The organism is Pseudomonas sp. NBRC 111139 (assembly GCF_001753955.1).
GTDB lineage: Bacteria > Pseudomonadota > Gammaproteobacteria > Pseudomonadales > Pseudomonadaceae > Aquipseudomonas > Aquipseudomonas alloputida.
The window spans coordinates 25,300-46,328 of the sequence record NZ_BCBP01000017.1 but is presented as its reverse complement, the minus strand read 5'-3'; the positions used below and the strand labels follow the sequence as shown (position 1 = coordinate 46,328).

Below are 21,029 nucleotides of genomic sequence, written 5' to 3'. Positions count from 1 at the left end.
TCTGCTCTCCTTGCATCGCTCAGAACCACTGGCCGAAACGGCGGATATAGAGGGTCTTCATGGCCTGGGCGACCACGCAGTAGCTCAGCAGGGTGGCGGCCAGCCAAGGGAAGTACTCCCACGGCAGCGGCACCAGGCCAACCATCGCGCCCACCGGGGAGAACGGGATGTAGATACCCAATGCCATGACCAGCCCCGTTGCCAATACCACCGGCAATGCAGCGGTGCTCTGGAAGAACGGTACCTTGCGAGTGCGCAGCATGTGCACTACCAGCGTCTGTGACAGCAAGCCCTCGATGAACCAGCCAGACTGGAACAACGCCTGCATTTCGACGCTGTTGGCGGCGAACACGTACCACATCAGGGCGAACGTGGTGATGTCGAAGATCGACGACGTAGGACCTATCCACAACATGAAGCGGCCGATGTTGCGGGCATCCCATTTGCGTGGCTTGCTGAGGAACGCCTTGTCCATGCGGTCCCAGGGCAGCGACAGCTGGGAAAAGTCATACATCAGGTTTTGCAGCAACAAGTGGATCGCCAGCATCGGCAGGAACGGAATGAACGCACTGGCCACCAGGACCGAGAACACGTTGCCGAAATTGGAACTGGCGGTCATGCACAGGTACTTCATGATGTTGCCGAAGGTTTCGCGGCCTTTGAGCACGCCCTCCTCGAGCACCATCAGGCTCTTTTCCAGCAAAATGATGTCGGCCGATTCCTTGGCGATGTCGGTGCCGCTGTCCACCGAGATACCGACGTCAGCATCGCGCAGGGCGGCGGCATCGTTGATGCCGTCGCCAAGGAAGCCCACGGTGTGACCATTGGCCTGCAGGGCCTTGAGCACCCGTGATTTCTGCAACGGGGTGAGCTTGGCGAAGACGGTGCGCTCCTCCACCTGAAGCTTCAGGGTGGTGTCGTCCATGCCCTCGATGTCCTGGCCGAGCAACGGCTGGCCTGGCGCCAGGCCCACTTCACGGCAGACCTTGGACGTGACCACCGGGTTGTCGCCGGTCAGTACCTTTACCTGCACGCCCATGTCGCGCAAGGCGGCGATGGCCGGGCCGGCCGTTTCCTTGGGCGGGTCGAGGAAGGTCAGCAAGCCCTGGATGACCAGATCGCGCTCATCTTCGGTGTGATACTGCGCCTTGCCTTCGGCCGCCGGGATCTCCCGGGTGGCAACCACCAGCACGCGGAAGCCGTCCTGGTTGAAGGCATCGACACTGGCCAGAAGCTGCTGGCGGCGGCACGGATCGAGGGCAACCACCTTGTCGCCTTCCTGCACATGGGTGGCGATGGCGAGCATTTCCTCGACCGCCCCTTTGCTTACCAGCAGGTGATCGCCCAAGGCATTCTTCACCACCACTGACAGGCGGCGGCGGATGAAGTCGAACGGCAGTTCGTCGACCTTTGCGTAGGCGTAAGGCGCCTGGAACTGGCGGTCCTGGCCGGCGAAATGCAGCACGGCCTGGTCCATCAGGTTGCGGATGCCGCTTTGGTGATGGCTGTTGAGCCAGGCCAGCTCAAGGATGTGCTTGTCGGTTTGGCCGTCGAAGCGCACATGGCGCTCGAGGATGATCCGATCCTGGGTGAGCGTGCCGGTCTTGTCGGTGCACAGCACGTCCATGGAGCCCAGGTTCTGGATGGCGTTCAGGCGTTTGACCACCACCTTGCGCCGGGCCATGGCCACGGCGCCCTTGGCCAGGTTGGCGCTGACGATCATCGGCAGCATTTCCGGGGTCAGCCCCACTGCCACGGCAAGCGCGAAGAGGAAGGCATCACCCCAGTCGCCTTTCACCACACCGTTGATCATGAACACCACCGGCACCATCACCAGCATGAAGCGGATCAGCAGGCTGCTGACGCTGTTCACGCCGCGGTCAAAAGCGGTCTGGCTGCGCGAGCCGGCAATGGCCTTGGCCAGCGAGCCAAAATAGGTGCGTCGGCCGGTGGCGACCACCACGGCGCGGGCGCGGCCACTGACCACATTGGTACCCATGAAGCAGATGTTCGGCAACTCGAGCAGGTTGTCCTGATGTACGCCATGCTCGGCGGCGGACTTCTGCGCGACATTACCCAAGGTGTCGTACTTTTCGACCGGCAACGCCTCGCCGGTGAGCACGGCCTGGCTGATAAACAGGTCACGCGCTTCGAGCAGGCGGATATCGGCGGGAATCATGTCACCTGCAGAAAGCTGCACGATGTCGCCGGCCACCAGTTCGTCCATGGGCACTTCGCGCAGGCGCGGGGCTTGCCCGATCTGCTCGCGGCGCAACACCGTGGCAGTACTGCGCACCATTGCCTTGAGCGCGTCGGCAGCCTTGTTCGAGCGGTACTCCTGCCAGAAGCGCAGCAGGCTGCTGAGGCTGACCATGGTCATGATGATGATGACCTTGGTCAGGTCGGCGTCGTCTGCTTCGCCTGCACTGACCGGCAGCCAGTAGTCGGTGACGAAGCTGATCCCGGCCAGGGTCAGCAGTACATAGATGAACGGGTTGTTCAGGGCCTTGAGCAGCTGCACCAGGGCGTGGGGTTGCGGGTCGTGGGCAACCTGGTTGGCCCCATCGCGCGCCAGGCGCTTGGCGGCTTCGTGCTCGGTCAGGCCCTGTTCGCTGGCATCGAGGTTGGCGAGTGTGACCGCCAGGCCATTGCGCGCTTCACGGGCGGCGCGGGTGGACAGGCGGGTTTCGCGTTCGGCCTTGGCCGATGAGGTGTTACGGTGTTTGACAGTCATGTTGCTGTGCTCCTGCCGCTGCGGCGGCACGACACACAGACGTTTCACTCAGGCGGTGAACGAAGGCATGTCGGGTCGCTGAATAATGCTGGTTCTTTCCGACAGTTGTCTGTCCGCTGCCGAGAGTCGGAAGTTGTGTCGGCAGCGAACTTTCTACTCGCGCAATCCATGGTTTGATTCCTTTTCATAAACACAGGGCAATAGTTATCCCGCGAACTTTTAAGGTAAAAAGTTCGAGCACAAAGATACCGTTCAATATCTTTTATTCAGTGAGAAGTGCGGGGGCTCAAGCGTGCATGAACACGCACCAGCACCCCGCAACTACTTGGGGGGTGCTGGTGGTGGTCAAGGTAGCCGTGCAGACGCTGCGGCCAGGCGCCGGCCTGTTGCGGCGCAAGGCACGCAGGCTGGCGATGTGAAACGAATGACGTGAGGTTCATGAGCTTGCCTCCAACCGGCCAACACCGGCGGCGGCAAGTCACGGCGGAGCATCAGGCTCTGGCGCGGCTTGCCCGACCAGGGTGTCGGGACCGGTGTTCCGGTTCAAGTGCCTGACCCGGCCATTCGGCAGAGGTCAGGCAGCGACGAGATACTGTGTCCATTGAATTCTTCAGTGAAGGGAAAAAAGGCCCCGCGCTCGGGGCGGTCGAACTTTATTCAAGCGTAGTATCGAAGTCAACCCGCAAGGGGAACTTTAAATAAGTTTAACCTTATCTTAATGTTCCACGCAGGCGCAGCGCCTCAAACCTTGAACCGCCCCACCAACGCCGTCATCTCCCCCACCAGCCCCGACAACGCCTTGCTCGCCTCGCTGGTCTGCTGCGCACCCGCCGCGGAATGATTCGACAGTTCGCGGATGTTAAGCAAGTTGCGGTCTACTTCCCGCGCCACCTGAGCCTGCTCTTCGGCCGCACTGGCAATGACCAGATTGCGCTCGTTGATTTCGCCGATCGCACTGTAGATGCCCTCCAGCACTTGCCCCGAGGCCAGGGTCACGTCCAGTGTCGACTGGGCGCGGTTGGTGCTGGCCTGCATGGATGCCACCGCAGCTTCGGTCCCCGCCTGCACGCTGCCGATCATCTGCTCGATTTCCTGGGTCGATTGTTGCGTGCGATAGGCCAGTGTGCGCACCTCATCCGCCACCACCGCAAAGCCGCGCCCGGCCTCACCGGCACGGGCCGCCTCGATGGCAGCATTGAGCGCCAGCAGGTTGGTCTGCTCGGACACCGAGCGGATCACTTCCAGCACCTTGCCGATGTCCCGCACCTGCCCCACCAACTGCTGCAGGTGCGCACTGCTGGTCTGGATCTCGCGGGTCATGGCTTCGGTGCCGTCGATGTTTTCGCTGACTTGCCGGCGGCTTTGCGCGGCCAGCTGGTTGGATTCACTGGTGGTTTGCGAGGTGGTGATCGCGTTGCGCGCCACCTCCTCCACTGCCGTGGTCATTTCGGTCACGGCAGTCGCGGCCTGCTCCAGCTCCTGCCCCTGCTGACGCAGGTTGTTGGCGCTTTCCTCGGTGACCGCGTTCAACGCCGAGGCGGCGGCGTCCAGCTGCCGGGCACAGTTGTTGATCTGCCCAAGGGTGTCGCGCTGGCTCTGCTGCATGCGCTGGAGCTCATGGAACAGTTGGCCGATTTCGTTGTTACCCTGCCCTTGCACCGGCACACTCAGGTCACCACTGGCAATGCGCTGGAAATGCCCACCGGCTTCACGCAGGGGGTGCAACACACGCTGGGCAATGAACGCCCAGCACAGCACCGCCAGCACCACGGTCATGCCCAGCAGGCACAGGCTCAGCAATTGCGCCCGGGCCAGACGCCGGTCGGACTCGAGCATGATTTGCTGGCCACGTTCGCTCAGTGTGGTCACCAGCTGCTGGCGCAGGGTTTGCAAACGCCCCATGGCATTACCGGCATCGCTGTTGACCTTGAAGTACTGCTCCAGCGAACGCTGGCGGGTCGCTTCACGCTGCCCCGCCACCGCCTTGGCGTATTCGGCAAAGGTAGCCTGCAGCTCGGTTGCCAGCACGCGAAGGGCGGGTTCACGGGCGTTTTCGACAAATTCGTCGACCAGCGTCTGGCTCTTGTTGTTCAGCTCCACCGACAGCGCCATGCGCTTGCCTGCACTCTCGTCATGGCCACCCAACTGCTCGATAAAGCCCGAAGACACGTTGGCGCTGGAGCGAATCGCCATCAGCAACGCATTGTTCAACCGGTCCGACTGGTGCGCAGTCTGGTCCAGTTCAGTGATCTGCTGGTCGCTACCCACGGCAGCCCACCAGGCACTGGCCGTCGAAAACAGCAGGGTCAGGCTGAACAGCGACAACACCCAGAACATTCCGGTGCGAATTTTCAGGTTGGCAAGCATGCGGGCAGTACTCCTTGTTGGCACCACTTCTGATCGAAGATTCGAGGGTGGGTGTGCTGCTATCGGAGGTGCTGGCGCAGGCTTGAGGCGCCGTGATGCGGTTATGTGCGGTAACCGAACGGAATGCGTTGAGACCCAGAGGCTTCGCGACCCTTGGGGGCGGAACCCTCTTGCACAAGTCCTGAGGCCAGCGCGATCACTGTGGGAGCGGGCTTGCCCGCGAACACGGGCGAAGCCCGTGCCATCCCCTGTCGCGACAGAAGGCCGTGCCTACAGCCACCGCGCCTTGCCAATCGCTTTCGCGGCGTCTGCCAGGCGTTGGGTCGCCTGCCGGATCTCATCCGCATCCAGCGAAGCAAACCCCAGGCGCAAGGCATTCTCGGCATGGCCAAACGGTGAAAACTGTCGCCCACTGCGCACCACCAAGTCCCGTTCCAGCGCTTTGTCGACCAACTGATCCACGTTGATCTCATCGGCAAACCTCACCCACAGCGCCAGGCCACCTTCTGGCGCCTGCACGCTGATCTGTTCGCCGAACGCATCGCGCAAACACCCCAACAAAGTCTCGCGCCGGCGCCGGTACTCGCGGTTGACCCGGCGCAGGTGCTTCTTCAGTTCGCCATCATTGATCAGGTCCGCCAACATCTGCTGCATGACTGCATCGCCCTGCCCCAGGGTCAACATCGCCCTGCGTTCCAGCACGGTTGTCACTTCCACCGGTGCCACGATATAGCTGCAACGGAACGTGCTGCCCAAAGGCTTGGACAGTGAGCCAATGTAAATCACGTGCCGCTGCTGGCGGTCGCTGGCCAACGGCAGATAAGGCCGCCCGGCAAAGTGGTATTCGTAGTCGTAATCTTCTTCGACCACGCAAAAGGCATGCTGGCGCGCCAGCTCCAGCAGCTGTTGCCTGCGCCCGGCTGGCAGGCTGACCGTGGTCGGGAACTGGTGATGGGGTGTTATGTACATCATCCGCACCTTGTGCTGCCGGCACAGGGCATCTAGCTGATCGACCCGGCAGCCCTCATGGTCCAGCTCCACGGTCACCAGGCGGGCACCCAGCTGACGGAAGATCTCCCAGGCAGGGGGGTAACTCAGGCGCTCGACCAGCACAACGTCACCCGGCTTGAGCAACACACTGGCCACCAGGGACAGCGACATCTGCACCCCCTGGGTCAGGCAGATATGCTCGGCGCCCACGTTCAGGCTACGATTGTGCCGCAGCATGTCGGCCAGGGCGCTGCGCAGGTAGCGGCTGCTGCACTCGCTGCCGTGGCGCACGCTATTGCTGCTGAAGCTGCTGCGCAAGGCATTGCGGTAATAGCGGTGCAGTACAGCCTGCGGTAGCAGGCGGTGGTCACAGGCGCCGTTGTCGAAGAACAAGGCCCCTGGCCGGCCTTGTTGGGCTACAGCCTGTTGGTTCGCCTTGAAGTAGGCAACGGCAGGTTCCTCTGGCAGCGCCAGGGCAAAAGGCCGCACGGCACCGCAAACGGCCGCTGTGCCAGGCGCCAGCTGTTGGCTGACAAAGGTGCCCCGGCGTTGCACGCTTTGCAGCCAGCCTTTGGTTTCGGCTTCCTCATAAGCAAGGATCACGGTCTTGCGATTGACGTTCAGCAGTTGCGCCATCTCCCGCGTGCCCGGCAACGGCGTGCCAGGGCGCAGGCGACCCTCGCTGATTGCGGCCACCAACCCTTCGACGATCTGCCGGTACGAAGCTTGTGCCCCATCGAGTTTGAGCAGTGGCTGCCATTTACGAAGCTGGACCATATGAAATATCCAAAACTGGAGGTTCTGCTGGTCCTGGACTATAGCAACAATCGAACCTCCATTTGCCCCGAGGTGCTCATGCAAAGCCGCCACGTCATTGAAATTTCGCCCTCGGGCAAAACCTTCGAAGCCAGCCAGGAGCTGCTGCTCGACGCCATGCTCGCCAGCGGCCTGCCGGTACCCTTCTCCTGCCGCCGCGGCGCCTGCGGCTCGTGCAAGGTCAAGGTGGTGTCGGGGCAGCATCAGGACAAGCAGCGGGATGCGGACACGCCGCCGCCTTCCTACCCCTTGGCCGCCGACGAGATGTTGCTGTGCCAGAGCCACGCCTGCAGCGACATGCGCCTGGAAATACCCGGCTGGTCACTGGACGCACCCGCACTGGAAACCCAGGCACAGGTGGTTGGCAAGCGCGCGCTGAGCGCAGATATCGTCGAGCTGGTGTTGCAACCTGCTCAGCCGCTGGAGGTGCGGGCGGGCCAGTACATGCGGTTTCAGTTGGACAACGGCGACAGCCGCTGTTTCTCCATTGCCAACCTGCCTGCCCAGGCACAAGGGCAACTGGTGTTTCACATCCGCAAGGTCAGCGGCGGCCTGTTCACTGAAGGTTTGCTGCCCACCCTGCAAGCAGGTGCAACGGTAAAGCTCGAGGGCCCGCTGGGCGCCTGTACCTGGCAGCACGATGATCAACGCCCGCTGATCCTTTTCGCCACTGGCACAGGTTACGCCGGCATCAAGCCGCTATTGCTGACGGCCTTGGCCGGCAATGCCGACGTCACGCTGTATTGGGGCGGCTCTTCGCCGGCGGATTTCTATGACCGCGAATTCCTCGACGTGTCCAGCCGTGTGCACCCGCACTTTCGCTGGCAACCGGTGCTCTCGGCCCAGGCACGTATACAGCAGGTGGCGCTCAGCCAGACGCATCGCTGGGGCGAAACCCAGGTCTATGCCTGTGGCAATGCCACGATGATCAGCCAGGCCCGCGAGCAATGCCTTGCAGCAGGGGTACAGCCCCATCGTTTTGTGGCCGAGGCCTTTGTCGCCAGCGGTGCACTGACAACGCAGGCTTCCTCAACCAACCCGCTGCACCCTGAGCTGGAAAAGGTCGGCCCACGTTATTCGCTGGACGGCATGCTCGCAGCCCGCGAACAGTCGGTACGGGCCGTGGCCGCCATTGCCAGCCAACTGCAGGTCGGCATGACCACCGCCCAGGCACTGGAGATGGCCGCGCATACCCTGCAGGCGATGGGCGCCTCACACACCTGGCACCCCACCTACATCCGTTTTGGTGACGATACCGTGCGTACGCCACGGCAAGGCATTGACCTTCAACGTGTGCTACGTACCACGGACATCGTCGTGGTCGACGTTGGGCCGGTATGGGATGGCTATGAAGGTGACTATGGCGATACCTTCGTGTTTGGCCAGCACGCTTTGCACCACGCCTGCGTGAAGGCACTGCATGAAGTGTTCGACGAGACCCGTCAGGCCTGGGGCCGCGGGTTGACCGGACGTGAACTGTATGACTTCGCCGAGCGCAGTGCCCAGGCCAAAGGTTGGCAGCTGGAGCGCAACCTGGCCGGGCATCGCATCGCCGACTTCCCGCATGTGTTGTATAGCCAGGACAAGCTGGCCGAGGTGGAGATTGTCCCAAGCGAGGTGGTGTGGGTGCTGGAGATACAGCTGTGCCACCCTACCGAACCTGTTGGGGCATTCTTCGAAGACATCCTGATTGGCGAACGCAAGCCGGGCGCTGCCAGGGCAGCTTGATACCGCATCAGCCCTTGAACCCGTAACAGGTTAAAGTGGGCAGCAGAAGGACACCCGACAAGGACGATTACCATGCAAGTACGCACGCTCACCCCTGACGACCTCCCCCAGGCCTGCGCCTTGTGCATGGATGCCTTCATGCAGGCAGTCGCGCCCACGCTGTCGGCGCAAGGTATCGAGACCTTTACCCAGGTGTCAGCACCCCAGGCGTTTGCCGAGCGTATGCAAGGTGGCAACCTTATGCTGGCGTGTTTTGTCGAAGGTGCTATCGCGGGGCTGATCGAGCTCAAGGAAGGCCGCCACGTTGCGATGCTGTTCATTGCACCAGGCCTGCAACGCCAGGGTATAGGCAAGCGCCTGATGAACGCAGCACTGGAGCATGCCAGCGCTGAGGTGGTGACGGTAAAGGCATCACTGTCTTCTGTACCCGCCTATCAACGCTACGGCTTCACCCTGGCAGGCGACGTGGGTGAGTTTGCCGGGCTGGTGTATCAGCCGATGGAAAAGCGCCTGCCGACCCAGCCAGCGTAGGAGCAACCTGGAGTCGCGACAGGGCCGCAAAGCGGCCCTGGCAATACTCTGTCTCAGCGCGTAGCTGGCAGAAATCCGCTCGCGAGGCACCCGCCGACCCCGAACCGACCAAGGGTGTGGCGGCTTGTCAACCCGCCATCAACCGTTGCCGCTTCAGGCGCCGAGCGAACACAGCACGCTTTGCAGCTTGTCTCGGGTGGTATTCGTGCACGCCTGCATGGGCTCGCGCAGCTCGTCTGCAATCAGGCTTTGCAGCTGCAATGCCGCCTTGACCACGGCCGGGTTGGGCTCGGCAAAGGCCACTTTGATCCAGGGCAGCAACTGGTAGAACGTACCACGCGCGGCGGCCCAATCACCGCTGTCAACCTGCTGCACCATGCGTACGTAAAGGTCGGCGCGCACATGTGCGGAGGCTGAAATGGCCCCTGCCCCACCCAGGCACAGGTTATTGAAGATCTGCAGGTCTTCACCGGCCAGCACCTGGGCGTGGCCGTCCTCGATCAGGGCCATGGTCGTCTCGCTGTCACCACCACAGTCTTTCACCGCTGCAATGCGTGGATGGCGCACGATACGGCGCAGGGTTTCACGTTCGATGCGTACGCCAGTGCGGTAGGGAATGTCGTAGACGATCACTGGCACGCTGGCGGCATCGGCCACGGTGGCGAAGAAGGCTTCGATGCCAGCCTGCGAAGGGCGGATGTAGCAAGGTGCGGGAACCAGCAGTCCGCCAATGTCACGTTGCTGGATTTCAGCCTGGAAGGCCAGCAACTCACGCAGGTTGTAACCTGACAGGCCCATCACCACCCTGCCAGGCTCCACCCAGGCCAGCACGGCATCCAGCACTGCCAGTTGCTCGGCCTTGGACAACGCCGCTGCCTCACCCGTGGTACCGCACACCACAAAACCGGCCACACCGTCTTCGAGCAGCTTCTTCACCAGCTTTTCCAGGCCTGGGAAGTCGATTTCATTGGCGCGCATTGGCGTGACGAGGGCGATCCAGATACCACGGAAATTCGACATGCAAAAACTCCTGATGTTGACCGAAAGTCAGCGTCAGCAGGGCGAAGAGTGGAAGTGGTGGCAGGGATACCTGGCGCCTTCTGTCTCGTCAGCCCACCTGACGAGACAGCGCGCCTCGGTCAGATGAGCGGCTGTTTCTTGGATTTCTTGGCAACGGCAACGCACGCGTCTGCCTGAGCGATGAAGCCCGAAGCGGAAATGGCGTGGTTGGATGTGGACATGCTGGCAAGCCCGTTGCGTAGGTATGGCTGGATAATGGCGGGAAAAGTCGCCACAGGCAAGCCCGCAGTCGCACGCTTCAAATCAGGCCTTGCTTCACCGCTATAGCAATGCAGTGGGTTTCAGGCGCCAGCCACACGAACCTGCTTCGGCGGCGTCTACCTACAGGCGAATGCTGTGATGTGCTGTATGGTTACCGGTTAAGCAAAAACCGTTTTCCGGAGACAAGCATGCTGCGTATCTTTGAACGTCGGCTCGACCCCTTCCCACCCGACGAGGTACCACCGCCGCCCGTTGGCCTGTTGCGCTTCATGTGGGCTTGTACCCGCGGCGCCCGTGGCTACATTCTGGCGCTGGCACTGCTCAGTGCCGGGGTGTCGATATACGAAGCCTGGCTGTTCGCGTTCCTCGGCCAGGTGGTCGACCTGCTCGCGTCCTGGCAGGCAGGCGGTACTGTTGGCCCCGAGGAAAGCCGTGTGCTGTGGGGTATCGGCATCGTCCTGCTGGTCAGCATCGGGCTGGTGGCGCTGCGCACCATGGTTCAGCACCAGGTGCTGGCGATCAACCTGCCGCTGCGGCTGCGTTGGGACTTTCACCGCCTGATGTTGCGCCAAAGCTTGTCGTTCTTTTCTGACGAGTTTTCTGGCCGGGTCACAACCAAGGTGATGCAGACGGCACTGGCAGTGCGCGATGTGCTGTTCACCCTTATCGAAATCCTGCCGGGGATTGGCGTGTATTTCATCGCGATCATTGCCCTGGCCGGCGGCTTTGCCCTGAAACTGATGCTGCCCTTCATTGCCTGGGTCGTGCTGTTCGGCTTGGCCATGCTGTATTTCGTACCCCGGCTGGGCAAGGTCGGGCAGGAGCAGGCCAATGCCCGGTCGTCGATGACCGGGCGGGTTTCTGACGCTTACACCAACATCACCACGGTGAAACTGTTTTCGCACTCCAACCGCGAAGCGCACTTTGCGCGCGCAGCCATGGAAGACTTCAAGCAGACCGGTTTTCGCCAGATGCGCCTGGTGAGCCAGTTCGAAATCGTCAACCAGGCGCTGGTGGCGGGCTTGATCTTTGGTGCCGGTGGCTATGCACTGTGGCTGTGGCACCAGGGCCAGGTCGGCACCGGGGCCGTGGCGGCAATCACCGCCATGGCCTTGCGCGTCAACGGCATGTCGCACTGGATCATGTGGGAAATTACCTCGCTGTTCGAAAACATCGGCACCGTGCAGGACGGTATGGCCACCCTCACCCGCGGCCCCAAGGTACAGGATGCGCCGGGTGCTGCAGAGCTGGTCACCACGGGTGGCGCGGTGAGTTTCGACAAGGTCAGCTTCAACTACAACGGCGAGCGCCAGGTGCTCAATGAGCTGACGCTGCACATTCGTCCAGGCGAAAAAGTCGGCCTGGTCGGCCGCTCCGGCGCCGGTAAATCCACCTTGATCAACCTGCTGCTGCGCTTCTACGACGTGGATAAGGGGGAAATACGCATCGACGGGCAGAACGTCGCCAAGGTCACGCAAGACAGCCTGCGCAGCGCCATCGGCATGGTCACTCAGGACACCTCGCTGTTGCACCGTTCGATTCGCGACAACATTGCCTATGGCCGCCCCGATGCTACCGAAGCACAGATCCGTGCTGCTGCGGCCAATGCCCAGGCCGACGGTTTCATCAGCCAGCTCAGTGACCGCCAGGGCAACAGCGGTTATGACACCCTGGTGGGTGAACGCGGTATCAAGCTGTCTGGCGGCCAACGCCAGCGCATTGCAATTGCCCGGGTGATGCTGAAGAACGCACCGATCCTGCTGCTTGACGAAGCCACCAGCGCGCTAGACTCGGAGGTGGAAGTGGCCATTCAGGAGAGCCTGGATGAGATGATGCAGGGCAAGACCGTTATCGCCATCGCCCACCGGTTGTCGACGATCGCCGCCATGGACCGGCTGATCGTGATGGATGAAGGGCACATCATCGAGCAAGGCACCCATGCCGAACTGTTGGCAAAACAGGGTACCTATGCACGGTTGTGGCAGCACCAGAGTGGCGGGTTCCTGGGTGAGGATCGGGGCGTGGCCGAGGCTGTGGAGTAATCAGAGGCCGGGGGCAGCCAGCGCATACCCAGGCTTCGAAAGCCTGCCCAGTCAATGCATTGCGCCCCTGACGATGTTCATAGTCGCTGCTCATCCGATAGCGCCGCCTGCACCCCATTGGCTGGCTGTTGCAATAAGCCTCGGGGCAAGCGGAAGCCTTTGAACGGTTGCTGGGTAATAGGATTGAAGGCTTTTTCAGCGTTAAGCCGATAGCGCATCACGCCATCTCCGGTCCGGAAGCTCAGGTCCACGCTGGTCGCCGTCCGGCCATTGAGCGCGCCGCGGCTGAGCAAGCGGAACATCGACCACGGGCCACGGTACTCCAGGCTGCTGCTGTTGCCATTTTGCCTTAGCAAGGTGAGATTGCTACGGACCTGCTGCCCCAGGGTATTGGGCCAGACAATACCCGTGATATGGCTTGGGCCATGGGTGTAGGCAATCAACTGGCCATCCAGGTCCAGCAGGCTGGTACGCTGGTTCGCACTGAGCCCCAAGGGCTCGATGCTGAACTGCACACTCAGCTGGCCACGCTGATCGAAGAAGGTTTCGCGGATGCGCTCCGCCAGCTCGAGCTGCTCGATCACGTCGGCACGAATCAGGGATTGCCCGTGCTGAGCGGACTGCAAAGCCTCAAGGTTGTCCTTCAGGAAAACCTTGAGATACCGATCATTAAACTGCTGCAGGCGCCCTTTCGGCCCGAAGAACGCCTCGAAGTCATCCAAAGAAGCATCGGGTGCCTTCACCACAAAGGGGTAGCGGCCTGCCAGGCGTTGCTGGAAAAAACTGTACACGTCAGCATCCCAACGTCGCTCCAGTTCGCGCAGTGCTTCGACGTTCAGCACCTGGGCAGTCTGGTCGGCGAGCTTTCTGATCTGGTGGCTGATAGGCTCCGGTAAACCTGTGGCAACACGTTGCAGGGTGCCGATCGGGTCCTGCCCTGTCATCGCAAAGCGCTGATGCACGGCTTGCAACGCGGCCTTGCCGCGGTCCGGGCTGTCCTGTACGGCCTTGGCGTAGTCCAGCACGGCCGCAACAGCGCCGAGGGTTTCATCGTAGTAGCTCGGCTTTTCTCCTGTCGCCTGCAGCATGGCGCCCAGGCCTGCAAACGCCCGCTGGATAGCCAACGCTTGTTGCTCGGGTTTTCCGGTTGCTACCCGCAGCGTACTCAGCTCACCCGGTGATTCAACAACTGCTGGAGACGCAAGCGAGGTGTTATCCCTGACCGTATCCAGCAGCCGTTGCAACGGTGCTGCGGGGCCGGTCAACTGCTCCAGGATCGCGACACCATGGTCCAGATCACGGAAGTCAGCCACCGTAAACGCGTTCAGGGCGCGCCGCCAGCTGTCAATGTAATCGGCGCTGTAGAGGTTATACAGCCGCTCGGTCAATGCATCGCGGTCGACGTCCGAATAGTCGAGTTGACTGCGCTCCCCCAATGCCCATTGATCAACCATCGCCATTTCAGCGAAGCGTTGGCTGTGCGGCTCGAAGTAATCCCTGAAGCCCTTGGCGGTGAGCATGCCGGCCAGCCTTACATCCTCCCCCCCTTGCCTTGACCCGGAAGACGGCTGGTACACCACATCGAACGCAGGCCCTACCTGGTGGCGCAGGTCCAGCCCGGCGTGCACCTGCTCGTACGATTGTTGTTTCAGCCCAGCGTAGACCCGCTGTGGCAACGGCAATTTGCGCAACGCCTGCTGCACTTCGCTGACCCGCTGGCGGTACTGCGGCAAATCGGTATCGGCATAGGCCAAGGCGTACTTCAGATGCTGCATGAGGTCACGCTGCAACTGACCCTGGCCAGGAAAGGCCCGTTGCCACTGACGGGCCATCCAGTCCTCGACCCATTCTGGCCGGCGGCTATTGCGGTCCTCGATCATCCGGTAAACCCTGAGCGCGGCCATTTGTTGCTCACTGCCAGGGGGTGCAGCGTTCATGGCATCGATCACACCACTGGCCAAGGCCGGCAAGAAACGTTTCGACAACAAGCTGAGGTACGCCTCATCAACCAAGGGACCAATGTTGCGCCCTTGATACAAGCCAAAATCGGCAACCACCGGCCAGGCCGCACGATAGTCGCCAAACACCGCCACCGCATCGCGAATCTGGTCCAGTGGCGCCAGCAGGTTGCGCCCGGTCGGATCAAGACGCATATCGACTTCGTGACCGCCGTACTCCTGGCTTTTGGCGAGCACACTGGCAGCCTTGGCGCCATTGATCTCGGCGTAACGCTGCCAGCTGGCAATGGCGATACTGAACGCCAGGATGCCCACACCAGAGCCCACCCACAACAAGTGGCGCTTGCTGCGCGCTACCCGAACATTGTCGCCCGCCAGCCCGGCTTCCTGGTAAATAACCCGCCTGAATGCTTGCTGGATGAAATAGACCAACGCCTTCCCCTGTGCTTTACCTTCACGCAGGGGTAGCTTCGTCGTGTAGGGCTGAGCCGCTTCACGGACAAAGGCATTGCGCATGTCGCCTTGCTGTACCACTGACGACCAGTACACACCACGCACCAAGGGTGGCGTGGTGAACCGGTCACTCGCCAGGGTTTCGCGCAAGAATGCCTGCAGTATGGGGCGCAACCCAATCAGCTGTGCATGCAGTGAGAACAGGCGTCCGCACGGTGCTGTCTTGCCCAGTACATCCAGCCGATCGATGACCTGCTCATGCAATTGGGTGAGAAGCCGCTCGTAGTGCTCGTCATACTCATCCAGCCAGGCGTCGAACGCGTCAACCGCATCCAGCTTGAAGGTGAACCCCAACAGGCTTTCACGCTTGGCGGCCGGAAGCTGGCTGTAGAACTGGTCGAAGCCGTCCAGCAGATCGAATTTGGTCAGTACCACGTACAGCGGCAGGCGCGCGCCCAATTGACTGCTCACTTCGTACAGGCGTGTGCGCAACCCATGGGCCAGCGCGACGCGCTGCTCGGGCTTGCCATGCAGCAGCGCCGGCAGGTCGACCACCAGCAACACACCATTGAGCGCCCGCTGGCTTCGCTTACGCTGCAGCCAGCCCAACAGGTGCTCCCATAACCGGGCCTGGATGCCGGGCGGCGCGGAGGCATTGGTGGGGTCGTTGGCCGCCGAGCCCACCGGTGGTTTTTGACTGATGAAAACGCCGGGCGGGTCGATGATCACGGCATCGTCGCTGACCCACCAGCCTACCGGATAGGCCAGTGCTTCAGCCTGTCGGCCCCGTGCCTGGGCCTGGTCGATACGCGTCAGGGTAAAGCGTTGATCGGTGCGGTCGATGAAGCTGCTTTTACCGGCCTGTTCGTCGCCCAACACCAGGTACCAAGGCAGCCGGTACAACGCGCGTCGCCCACCGGCATTGTCGAGATACCGCTCAAGCCCCTGGCTCAAGGCCCGCTCTTGCGCCTGCACGAACGGTAGCGCGACATCCTGTTCGGCGGCCAGTGCCTGCCGGCGCTCCGCTTGCAGGCGGCGAAAGCGCGTGCGCAGCACCCCAAGCCAGCACAGAAGCGGCACCAGCACGAGCACCAGGCTTGCCACGCTGCGATGAGCCACACTTGCCAGCGGCTGCTGCTCCCGCCACGTCCATTGCGGGCCAAGCCACCAGATAGCGACCAGCATCAGCAAGGCGCCAAGCCCTAGCAGCAGCGGCAGCGCCAGGCCAATGCGCGTTACCCACGGCCAGCCCCAACGTTTGAGTTGCGTCCATATTTGATTCATCGAGGCTCCTGATCCTTGTCTTGAACTGCCAGCACTGGGGATGCCGCATACTGCTGAAGCCGCTGAAACACCTCGGGCTCCCACGCACTGGCGGTGGTTTGCTGCATGGTTCGGGCAACGTTGGCGCACAGGTCCTGGGCCAGCCAGGACACACCCCGCGCGGCCAGCAGATCAGCTGCAATCACGGTGGTGTGGCAGCGCTCACGGGGAGCACGAAAGCCCGCTTGCAGCCCTTGCAGCCGAAGGAGCAGCGGTTCTACGCCACCGGTTTCCAGCTGGCTGACCAACTCCTCGCGCAAGCCGCTGAACTCCTGGGGGGTTGCACCTTGGCCAGACGGCCCTTGCGTGCCCTTGAGCCAGGCCAGGCACTGGTCGTCGACAAATACCAGCCCGTCGCTGAAGCACAACTGCTGCAGCGACGGCATGCGCTGTACAAACCGGGCGGTGGCACAACGGATGGCTTCGGCCACCTCGCACATCGCCAGCTGTGTGGCGACGGTCGCAGCCAGAAAGCTGCCACGAATCCAGAAGGGGCAAGCCGTCAGGCTCTTTTCAATACGCTGCAGCAAGGCGGGATCAACCGCCTTACTGGCAATGGCCTCTTCATAGACCCGCGTGATGTCCAGCGGCACCGCCATCAATTCCGTACGGTTGCCCTGCCTGACCTGGGGAGCAATCTGAATGTGCGCCCACAAACCGAAACGCCGTAACTGATAGCCGGTAGCGTCGTAAGGGTCCTGCTGGTTGATGAGCTCGGCCATGGACAGCACGGCCCGCCGTGTCTCACGCTCATTGCCCATCGACATGCGTGACACGGGTGTGGCGATGACATCGGCCAACGGCGCAGGCTTCTCGGTTGCAGCCGGCGCTTTGGGCACAGCAGCCTCGCCAACACCGTTGGCAAGTTCCGAGTACTTGCCTAGCAGGCGCTCAAGTTCGCCCAGTGCTGCCGTGTCCAGCTGCACCGTTTCCTGTTGTTGCAGGCGTTTCAAGGCAGCCTGCGCTGCCGCTGCGTGGGTCGGGGTGTAGGTAAAACGATCAAGACGCGGTAGCGCCTCGGCCAAGCGATCGATCACCAGGGCAACCAGCTTGCGTTTGCCCAGGAAGCCTTTCGGTCCTGGCTTGGGATGAGCGGCTTCCCAATAGCACTCGAGCATGCCGGCCAGCAACGCCAAGGTGCATCCCCACTGCTCCCAGCAGCCGCTACGCAACCATGCGGCACTCAGGTGCGCAACGATCCGCAAGTGCTTGCATTGCTGGCTCAGGTACTGACGGGACGCGTCTTCGATGTAGACCCAGTCGATCGAGGCTTCCTGCAGCCCACCCAGCTTGACCATCTCCTGATCAATGGCCTGATAGGTTTCGTCCTCGACATCGAACAGGCCAGCCGGAACTGCCGGATCAATCGGCGCGAGCAACCGAGTGACCTCTTCCCTGGATACCTGCGCTACCACCGACATGTGCTTCGCGCCCGGCTGATCAAGGGGTCCAGGCCTTGCGCATCGAAGGTCAGCCCGTCGACCTCGCCGTGATCACTCACAACCTCGATACGCTGGGCACCGATCAGCTTCCTGATCTGCTCGATGGCGGGCAGGCCCCGCCCGGCATCGAGCACTTGGCCGTTCTCCATCACTTGCCAGGGCGTCTCACGGGTAGACCAGCCCTCCCCGCTCAGGCGCACCTTGACCCAGCTTGCTTCGATCGGACGCCTGGCAATCAGCTGCAGCCGGGAGATGGCCTGTATGCAACTGATTGCCATGTAGGCACGTTCATCACCCGATGCGATGGCGGGCGCCGAAATCACAAGCGCTGGTGCGCCTGCCCCGTCCTGAGGCTGGCTCCCGATGCGAAACGTCAGGTCATCCGGTGCCCGTTCAGCTTCATTTGCCATCACACGCAACACCGTGGGGGCCTGCTGCTCCGGTGCAGACCACTGCCGTTTTGGCGTGTACGCCGGGGTGCCAGCAGCCTGATCGAAACAGGCCAGTCGCTCGACGTTGGACACGATCCGGGGACATTCCCGCGTGGAGCCTGCCAGCACCGGCTGCAGACAAAACAGCAACGAGAGACCAGCGCCATATGCACAGCGGTTAATCATCCTGAATTTACTCTCTGAATAGTACAAATGGCCTATATGACGCAAAGAACTTTCCTACAAATAGATAGCAATGCCCATGCACCCGCGCGACCAATTAAAACAAATCCAGCAGAAGCCTATTACACAGTACCGAATGCACACAAACAAATATTTCTTTACATCTTAAAGCTCGACCAAAGAGCACGCTTCCGTGCATCGTTTTCATAGGGAACGGACAAACAACCCAACCCATTAATCATATGTGGGAATCTTCCTACAAGACCGAGACAACAATAAACACAACTAGCACCTGAACATCCTACAGCCCAACAGGGAGTTGCGTACCGATGTCTAAAAATACGGGATCCGTTGCGCCGAAAGAACGCGTCAATATCAAGTATGTCCCCGCTACCAGCGATGAGCAGGCTGAGGTGGAGCTGCCGCACAAGATGCTGGTGCTGGGCGACTTCGGCCTGGATGACAACCGTGCGCTTGAGGACCGTCAGGTCATGCGCATCGATAAACATACATTCAACAGCGTGTTGAACGACGCCAACGTGAGCCTGGACGTAACGGTACCGTCCAGGCTTGGCACCGCCCCGGATACCGAGCTGGCCGTCCACCTGCAGTTCAGGTCCATCAACGATTTCGGGCCGGACCGGATCGCGCGCCAGGTGCCCGAGCTGAACAAGCTGCTGGCGCTGCGCGAAGCACTGGTCGCCCTGAAAGGCCCGCTGGGTAACGTCCCGGCCTTCCGCAAGCAATTGCAGCACCTGCTTAACAACGAGCAGGCGCGTAAGCAGCTCGCCCAAGAACTGGACCTGGTGCTCGAGGCGCCAGAACAAGATTGAGACAACGGAGCGTCCCCATGCCCAAGCCAAGCAGCACCGCCATCACCACAGACGCAACGGCCGACACATTGAGCAATGCCACCCTGCTCGACCAGATCATGGCAGAAACCAAACTGGTACCTGCCCAGGAGGGCTACCAGATTGCCAGGCAGGGCGTATCTGCCTTCATCACCGAAATACTCAAAAGCAATGACCCAGATCAACTGATCAACAAGCACCGAGCCGACCAGATGATTGCCGAGATCGACCGAATGCTCGGCAATCAGATGGATGCCATTCTGCATCAGCCTGAGTTCCAGCAGCTTGAATCATCATGGCGCAGCCTTAAACTTCTGGTCGACCGCACGGACTTCAGGGAGAACATCAAGCTTGAAGTCTTGCATGTCACGAAAGAGGACCTGCTCGACGACTTCGAAAATGCTGCTGACATTACCTGCAGCGGTATCTACAAGCATGTTTACACCGCGGGTTATGGCCAATTCGGGGGAGAGCCGGTTGCGGCCATGGTAGGCAACTACAACTTCGGCCCCTCTTCCCCTGACATCAAGTTGCTAAGTTACATGGCCTCCGTTGGCGCCATGTCCCATGCCCCTTTTCTTGCTGCACCTGCCCCCGAATTCTTCAATTTGAACAGCTTCGAGGAGCTGCCTAACCTCAAGGAAATAAAAGACCTCTTCGCCGGCCCTCGGCATGCCAAGTGGCGTGCTTTTCGTGAAAGCGAAGACGCCCGCCACGTCGCCCTGACCGGGCCGCGCTTCATGCTTCGCTCCGCTTACCACCCGCAGGAACAACCGATCGAGAGCTTCAACTACAACGAAGGCATCGCCGGGCAGCACGACAACTACCTGTGGGGCAATTCTGCTTTTCTGTTAGCCAGTTGCATCAACGACAGCTTCGCCCGCTACCGCTGGTGCCCGAATATCATCGGCCCCCAATCCGGCGGTGCTGTCGAAGACTTGCCGGTCCACCTGTACGAATCCCTGGGCCAGTTGCAGGCCAAGATTCCTACCGAGGTGCTGATATCCGACCGCAAGGAATTCGAACTGGCCGAAGAGGGCTTCATCGCCCTGACCATGCGCAAAGACAGCGACAACGCCGCGTTCTTCTCCGCCAACTCGGTACAAAAGCCCAAGCACTTCCCGAAAACCCCTGAGGGGCTTCAGGCACAGACCAACTACAAGCTGGGTACCCAGTTGCCCTACCTGTTCATCGTCAACCGGCTCGCCCACTACATCAAGGTGCTGCAGCGCGAGCAGATCGGCAGTTGGAAAGAGCGCCGTGACCTTGAGTCCGAGCTGAACAAATGGATCAAGCAGTACGTCGCCGACCAGGAGAACCCGTCTGCCGACGTTCGCAGCCGCCGGCCGCTGCGTGCCGCCCGTATTGAGGTCTCGGATGTTGCGGGTGACCCGGGCTGGTACCAGGTTTCGCTCGCCGTACGTCCGCACTTCAAGTACATGGGCGCGAACTTCGAGATTTCCCTGGTCGGGCGGCTCGATACGCAATGAGTGGTCTTTTTGATCGCCTGATGGTGGACCAGTGCATCTGCCGAGAGGCCTCCCGACGCGAGAGCGCTTCCCACAAGTTCGCCGCCATCAAGCGCCACCTCGAAACACTGCTGAATGCCCGCCAGGGGTGCTCCCAGAGCAGCCCTGAGCTGGGCCTGCACGACTTCAACGGGCATGACGTGAGCAACGGCGACTTGCTTGTGCAGGTGAGCGCGGATATCCGCCGCACCCTCCAGCGCTTCGAGCCGCGCATACAGGTACGCACGCTCAACGCAGTGCCCGATACCCATGCCCCGCTGGAGCTGCATTTCAGGCTGGATTGCCTGGTACAGGTCAACAACCACGCAGAGCAGCTGCAACTCGAGCTGCTGGTCGATGGGCACAACCGCTACACGCGCGTGAGGTGATC

At 61.4% G+C, this 21,029-nt stretch carries 14 protein-coding genes; 7 read left to right on the top strand and 7 right to left on the bottom strand.

What is annotated here, in order from left to right; genetic code table 11:
* Positions 1-19: 19 nt before the first annotated feature.
* Positions 20-2,734 (bottom strand): magnesium-translocating P-type ATPase, encoded by a 2,715-nt coding sequence (gene mgtA, locus BJQ17_RS02900; RefSeq protein WP_070095496.1) that lies wholly within the window; start codon positions 2,732-2,734, stop codon positions 20-22.
* A 296-nt stretch (positions 2,735-3,030) separates the two neighbouring features.
* Between mgtA and BJQ17_RS31965 the strand changes: the two genes are divergently transcribed.
* A complete protein-coding gene (locus BJQ17_RS31965) occupies positions 3,031-3,153 on the top strand; it encodes a hypothetical protein (protein WP_256559354.1) in 123 nt (40 codons plus the stop codon).
* 322 nt (positions 3,154-3,475) lie between these two features.
* On the opposite strand, the gene BJQ17_RS02895 is transcribed toward BJQ17_RS31965, so the two are convergent.
* On the bottom strand, positions 3,476-5,101 hold the full coding sequence (locus BJQ17_RS02895; RefSeq protein WP_060538216.1) for a methyl-accepting chemotaxis protein: 1,626 nt from the start codon (positions 5,099-5,101) through the stop codon (positions 3,476-3,478).
* Positions 5,102-5,371: 270 nt separating this feature from the next.
* The gene (locus BJQ17_RS02890; protein WP_070095495.1) at positions 5,372-6,868 is read right to left on the bottom strand and encodes a PLP-dependent aminotransferase family protein; all 1,497 of its coding nucleotides are present in this window, start codon (positions 6,866-6,868) and stop codon (positions 5,372-5,374) included.
* Between BJQ17_RS02890 and BJQ17_RS02885 the strand changes: the two genes are divergently transcribed.
* Both BJQ17_RS02885 and BJQ17_RS02880 read left to right on the top strand, forming a co-directional pair.
* Complete coding sequence (locus tag BJQ17_RS02885; RefSeq protein WP_070095494.1) at positions 6,869-8,635, top strand: NAD(P)H dependent flavin oxidoreductase family protein; 1,767 nt, start codon at positions 6,869-6,871, stop codon at positions 8,633-8,635.
* Positions 8,636-8,707: 72 nt separating this feature from the next.
* Positions 8,708-9,166 carry a GNAT family N-acetyltransferase gene (locus tag BJQ17_RS02880; protein WP_003254154.1) on the top strand — a complete coding sequence of 153 codons (459 nt, stop codon included), beginning with the start codon at positions 8,708-8,710 and terminating at the stop codon, positions 9,164-9,166.
* A gap of 153 nt (positions 9,167-9,319) precedes the next feature.
* Here BJQ17_RS02880 and dapA read toward each other — a convergent pair whose 3' ends face one another.
* Complete coding sequence (gene dapA / locus BJQ17_RS02875) at positions 9,320-10,186, bottom strand: 4-hydroxy-tetrahydrodipicolinate synthase (protein ID WP_014859241.1); 867 nt, start codon at positions 10,184-10,186, stop codon at positions 9,320-9,322.
* A 449-nt stretch (positions 10,187-10,635) separates the two neighbouring features.
* Here dapA and BJQ17_RS02870 point away from each other — a divergent pair, with 449 nt between their 5' ends.
* Entirely contained in the window at positions 10,636-12,489 is a 1,854-nt protein-coding gene (locus BJQ17_RS02870; protein ID WP_003254160.1) for an ABC transporter ATP-binding protein, read from the top strand.
* 77 nt (positions 12,490-12,566) lie between these two features.
* Here the strand turns inward: BJQ17_RS02870 and tssM are convergent, their stop codons facing one another.
* From tssM to vasI, 3 genes are read right to left on the bottom strand one after another with little or no spacing between them, the layout of a single operon-like run.
* Positions 12,567-16,184 (bottom strand): type VI secretion system membrane subunit TssM, encoded by a 3,618-nt coding sequence (gene tssM / locus BJQ17_RS02865; RefSeq protein WP_003254162.1) that lies wholly within the window; start codon positions 16,182-16,184, stop codon positions 12,567-12,569.
* Positions 16,181-17,644: a type VI secretion system protein TssA gene (gene tssA, locus BJQ17_RS02860; protein WP_014859253.1), complete on the bottom strand. Its 1,464-nt coding sequence runs from the start codon at positions 17,642-17,644 to the stop codon at positions 16,181-16,183. Before tssA ends, tssM begins: the two co-directional genes overlap by 4 nt.
* The gene (vasI, locus tag BJQ17_RS02855) at positions 17,632-18,282 is read right to left on the bottom strand and encodes a type VI secretion system-associated protein VasI (RefSeq protein WP_175442706.1); all 651 of its coding nucleotides are present in this window, start codon (positions 18,280-18,282) and stop codon (positions 17,632-17,634) included. The genes tssA and vasI overlap by 13 nt, the downstream gene beginning before the upstream one ends.
* Positions 18,283-18,608: 326 nt before the next feature.
* On the opposite strand from vasI, the gene tssB reads away from it, so the two are divergent.
* From tssB to tssE, 3 genes are read left to right on the top strand one after another with little or no spacing between them, the layout of a single operon-like run.
* Positions 18,609-19,112, top strand: coding sequence for a type VI secretion system contractile sheath small subunit (gene tssB, locus BJQ17_RS02850; protein ID WP_033725935.1), 504 nt, complete (start codon positions 18,609-18,611; stop codon positions 19,110-19,112).
* 17 nt (positions 19,113-19,129) lie between these two features.
* The gene (tssC, locus tag BJQ17_RS02845) at positions 19,130-20,620 is read left to right on the top strand and encodes a type VI secretion system contractile sheath large subunit (protein WP_003254167.1); all 1,491 of its coding nucleotides are present in this window, start codon (positions 19,130-19,132) and stop codon (positions 20,618-20,620) included.
* Complete coding sequence (gene tssE, locus BJQ17_RS02840; protein ID WP_003254168.1) at positions 20,617-21,027, top strand: type VI secretion system baseplate subunit TssE; 411 nt, start codon at positions 20,617-20,619, stop codon at positions 21,025-21,027. Before tssC ends, tssE begins: the two co-directional genes overlap by 4 nt.
* Positions 21,028-21,029 lie beyond the last annotated feature (2 nt).

What these genes read in the sequence shown, in the direction of transcription:
- mgtA (WP_070095496.1), bottom strand. Translation starts at nt 2,734, where the DNA reads ATGACTGTCAAACACCGTAACACCTCATCGGCCAAGGCCGAACGCGAA.
- BJQ17_RS31965 (WP_256559354.1), top strand. Translation starts at nt 3,031, where the DNA reads ATGAACACGCACCAGCACCCCGCAACTACTTGGGGGGTGCTGGTGGTG.
- BJQ17_RS02895 (WP_060538216.1), bottom strand. Translation starts at nt 5,101, where the DNA reads ATGCTTGCCAACCTGAAAATTCGCACCGGAATGTTCTGGGTGTTGTCG.
- BJQ17_RS02890 (WP_070095495.1), bottom strand. Translation starts at nt 6,868, where the DNA reads ATGGTCCAGCTTCGTAAATGGCAGCCACTGCTCAAACTCGATGGGGCA.
- BJQ17_RS02885 (WP_070095494.1), top strand. Translation starts at nt 6,869, where the DNA reads ATGAAATATCCAAAACTGGAGGTTCTGCTGGTCCTGGACTATAGCAAC.
- BJQ17_RS02880 (WP_003254154.1), top strand. Translation starts at nt 8,708, where the DNA reads ATGCAAGTACGCACGCTCACCCCTGACGACCTCCCCCAGGCCTGCGCC.
- dapA (WP_014859241.1), bottom strand. Translation starts at nt 10,186, where the DNA reads ATGTCGAATTTCCGTGGTATCTGGATCGCCCTCGTCACGCCAATGCGC.
- BJQ17_RS02870 (WP_003254160.1), top strand. Translation starts at nt 10,636, where the DNA reads ATGCTGCGTATCTTTGAACGTCGGCTCGACCCCTTCCCACCCGACGAG.
- tssM (WP_003254162.1), bottom strand. Translation starts at nt 16,184, where the DNA reads ATGAATCAAATATGGACGCAACTCAAACGTTGGGGCTGGCCGTGGGTA.
- tssA (WP_014859253.1), bottom strand. Translation starts at nt 17,644, where the DNA reads ATGTCGGTGGTAGCGCAGGTATCCAGGGAAGAGGTCACTCGGTTGCTC.
- vasI (WP_175442706.1), bottom strand. Translation starts at nt 18,282, where the DNA reads ATGATTAACCGCTGTGCATATGGCGCTGGTCTCTCGTTGCTGTTTTGT.
- tssB (WP_033725935.1), top strand. Translation starts at nt 18,609, where the DNA reads ATGTCTAAAAATACGGGATCCGTTGCGCCGAAAGAACGCGTCAATATC.
- tssC (WP_003254167.1), top strand. Translation starts at nt 19,130, where the DNA reads ATGCCCAAGCCAAGCAGCACCGCCATCACCACAGACGCAACGGCCGAC.
- tssE (WP_003254168.1), top strand. Translation starts at nt 20,617, where the DNA reads ATGAGTGGTCTTTTTGATCGCCTGATGGTGGACCAGTGCATCTGCCGA.